General features: G+C 41.5%; 1 protein-coding gene. It reads left to right on the top strand.

What is annotated here, in order from left to right; translation table 11 throughout:
• Window positions 1-601 precede the first annotated feature (601 nt).
• Entirely contained in the window at window positions 602-3634 is a 3033-nt protein-coding gene (locus tag Q0257_RS06375) for a TonB-dependent hemoglobin/transferrin/lactoferrin family receptor (protein ID WP_298023043.1), read from the top strand.
• Window positions 3635-3933 lie beyond the last annotated feature (299 nt).

Genomic DNA, 3933 nt, shown 5'->3' with positions numbered 1-3933 from the left:
ACGAGTAGATTATCAATGCCCGCAACGTAGTGATATGGTTTATTTATGTGGTGGGATTTTACCGCTCGCTGTATTTGTGCAAAACGAAATTTCAAAATTTCGCGGCGCATAAAATTTATAGCACGATCTAAATTTTACCAAACAAAATTTATGCCCTATTTCGGCGCTGATAAATAAACCTACTAATAAATCTCGCGAGGCGACAATCAATTAAGATCCTAAATTTATAACGCAGCGATTGGGTATAAAATTTTAAAATTACCGACAAAATATCGTAATTTTAAAAGCACGCTACATATTATAAAATGCGCTTTATTATCATTCGCCCTTTTATAATTTTCAGTATTTTTGCTAGCCGTTTCAAAAACGCTTTGCAAAATTTAGCGCTATATTAAAGCTTAAAATGCACCTATTACGTATTTTTTGACCTATTCAAAATTTTATACTTCTTAAAAAATCAAAATTTCAAGCATTTAAAATTTATCCCTAAATTTAAACTGCAATTTAATTAAACATTAAAAATCTTTGTATTATTATTCGCCGCGTTAATAATCAATTCTATAATCATTTAAAAGGAAGAATGAATGTCTAGAGGATCTCTGTGTGCGTCTATGCCTCGCTGCTCTTGTGCGGCGGGCTTTATGCGGAAGATCAGGCAAATTCGCAAGAATTAGGAACTATTCAGGTAACGGGCAATGTCGATTCGCAAAGCGTAGCCGAGCAAAAGGTCGGCGAAACTAAAACTACCGCGCAGACTATCAAGAAGCAGCAGATCACCGATAGTAGAGACTTGGTGCGATACCAAACGGGTATCACAGCGGTCGAGACGGGCAGATTCGGCGCTAGCGGATACGCCGTTCGCGGCGTGGACGAAAACCGCGTGGCTATCACGGTGGACGGGCTTCGTCAAGCGGAGACTCTAAGCTCGCAGGGCTTTAAAGACCTCTTTGAGGGGTATGGAAATTTTAATAACACAAGAAACGGCGTAGAGATGGAAAATGTCAAAACGGCCAATATCACCAAAGGAGCCGATTCCATAAAAGCGGGAAGCGGCGCACTCGGCGGATCGGTTATGTTTGAAACCAAAGACGCCAGGGATTTCTTGACGGAAAAGAACTATCATTTCGGTTTTAAACAGGGCTATCAAAGCGTCGATAGCCAAAATTTTCACTCCTTCACCGGTGCGGCTAGATACGGCTGGTTTGATCTTTTGGTTATAAACACCGATAGACACGGTCATGAAAGAAAAAACTATTTCTACGACATATATGATAGTAAAGAGGACAAACTTCACATAGGTAAAACTCGCGAAAAAGCAGACCCTTATACCATAACCAAAAAAAGCACGCTCGTAAAGGTTGGATTTCAACCCGGCGACGAGAATAGATTTTCCGTTGCGGTGGATAACTCAAAGCTCAATTCCGACGGCGAAGACCTATCTTACACGCTCAGGCTCGGCAGTCGCCCGGGCGCTCCGGAACGATACGGAAGCAGGACGAACCACGACAGCTCCGATCGAAGAAACGTGCAATTCAGCTACGAAAATTTCAGCGAGACGCCGCTTTGGGATCACGTTAAAATTTCATACTCGAAGCAAAACATTAAAAATCGCGCGATCAATAGAGAGGGCTGCCAAGGAAGCGCCTGCCAGCAAACACAAAATCCATCGGGAATGCATTTAGACTCGAGCTCCGGTACGCATAATCTAGTAGATAAAAATAATAGACCTATAAGCGTCGATCCTGGGGATGTAGCGGAGGAAGCTTATATCGTAAGAGATGGCTCGGGTAATGTGCTTAGGCTTAACGACGATTATAAAGCACATCTTGGATCCGCAATTGACATGTGGGGAGATGTTTATCATTCAACTTATGTAGATTGCTCCAAAATAGATTGCAATAAAAAATTTAAAGTATTAAAAGAAACATACGATGGGAATACTTGGAATTATAATTATGAACTCGTAGAAAGAGAGCTGGAAAAACATACTCTTCCCGACGGAAGAACTTACGGAACCATAAAAAGAGATTCTAGCGATGCAGATGATGGAACAAAATACCATAAATTATCTTTTTTAACTCCAGGAACGGACGGCTATAATTCCATACAATATACCGATAGGACACTGGATACCGAAACGCAACAATTAAATTTGGATTTTGAGAAAGAGCTTAGCCTATTTAACATCATCGATAATTCCATATCATACGGCGGACTTTTAGATAAGACCGATAAATCGATGACGAACAAAGACGGGTTTTATGCAGGCAATTCACAATGGTGGGATAGTATATTTTTCGGTAATGTAAATAATGTGCCAAATCCAGATTGGCATATGAATGGCAATCTAAGAAGCAATACCACTGCGGTGAGCACCTATCTGATCCCGGTACAAACTACGACTACGGCAAGCTATATCGGAGATGAAATTCAAATAACCAAATATGTAGGCTTTGATCTTGGCTATCGCTACGACAAGGTAAAGCATAAACCGAAATATACCGGCTATCCCGAAGTGCCCAGAGGCATCATAACCGGTTTGTGGGTGCCGTATCCTTACAACCCCTATGACGGAATACATGGTTACTACACTCCTTATGGAGAGGAAAATTATCAGCAAAATTTAAAATTCCTGCTAAGAGAGAAGGAATACAAAAGCGGCTCATATAAACTAGGTCTAAATTTAGATCCGCTGGATTGGATAAGAATACAGCTAAAAAGTTCTAAAGGTTTCCGCGCTCCGACATCAGACGAAGCGTATATGACCTTTAAACATCCTGATTTTTCGATCCGTCCTAATATATTTTTAGAACCAGAAATCGCAAGGACGAAAGAGATCGCTCTTACTTTTTATAGCGAGAGAGGCCACATAACTTTTGATGTTTTTAAGACGGATTATAAAAATTTTATCGATCTTGAATTTTTGGGAAATTTACAAGTCGTAGATCAGCAGATACCGTATCCGTTTTATCAAAATGTAAACCGAGATAGCGCCAAAGTGCATGGATTTGAGATAAATACCCATCTGGAGCTCGGCGATGTATCGGAGAGCCTGGAGGGATTTAGGCTGGGATATAAATACAGCAGACAAAAAGGCAGAATGTCGTGCGCCAGCAACGGCTCAAACGCCAATGATTCAAACTCCGGATGCAGTAGGGGCGAAGAGGTGCCGATGAATGCGATCCAACCGCCTACTTCCGTCTATAATATCGGCTATTCTACGCCCGGCGACAAATATGGCATTGATCTTTTCATAACTGACGTAGGAGCCAAGAAGCGCAAAGATACCTACAATATGTATTGGAAAAGCCAAGTCGAAAGAACGGATCCATATTGGGGGCACATCGATGCTTCTATAGTAAACGGAGAGCCCGTAACCGATAATACCAAAGGTTGGCGAAGCGGTGATTATACGGTAGTGGACGTTATTGCTTATGCAAAGCCGCAAAAAAATTTTAACTTTAGTCTAGGCGTTTACAACCTAACCAACGCCAAATATATCACTTGGGATAGCGCCCGCTCGATCAGGGCTTTCGGAACGGTCAATATGATCGATCAGGCGACGGGTGCGGGCATCGGCAGGTTTTACGCGCCGCGCAGAAATTTTAGATTTAACTGGGAGGTAACGTTTTAAATCGTCGCTTATTGGATCGATTGCTTAGACTCTAGTGCGTAAATTTAAATTTATCCGAAATTCCCGGCTCAAATGAGCTTTAGTTTGTTTGAGCTTCCGCCGGCTTTAAAATAAACGGCGAGCGATCAAAGGCTTAGGAGCACGGGAATTTTAAAAATGTAAAATTTGCAGCGGTATGGTTTATTCGCCTGGCGGAATTTTGTAGCTCGCTGTATTTGTGCAAAACAAAATTTCAAAATTTCGGGGCGCATAAAATTTATAGCACGCTGCGAAATTCTGCTATGCAAAATTTGGGACTA

The sequence above is a fragment of the uncultured Campylobacter sp. genome (assembly GCF_938018035.1).
Taxonomy (GTDB): Bacteria; Campylobacterota; Campylobacteria; order Campylobacterales; family Campylobacteraceae; genus Campylobacter_B.
The sequence above is the reverse complement of the archived record's forward strand: the minus strand, read 5'-3'. Positions and strand labels throughout refer to the sequence as shown.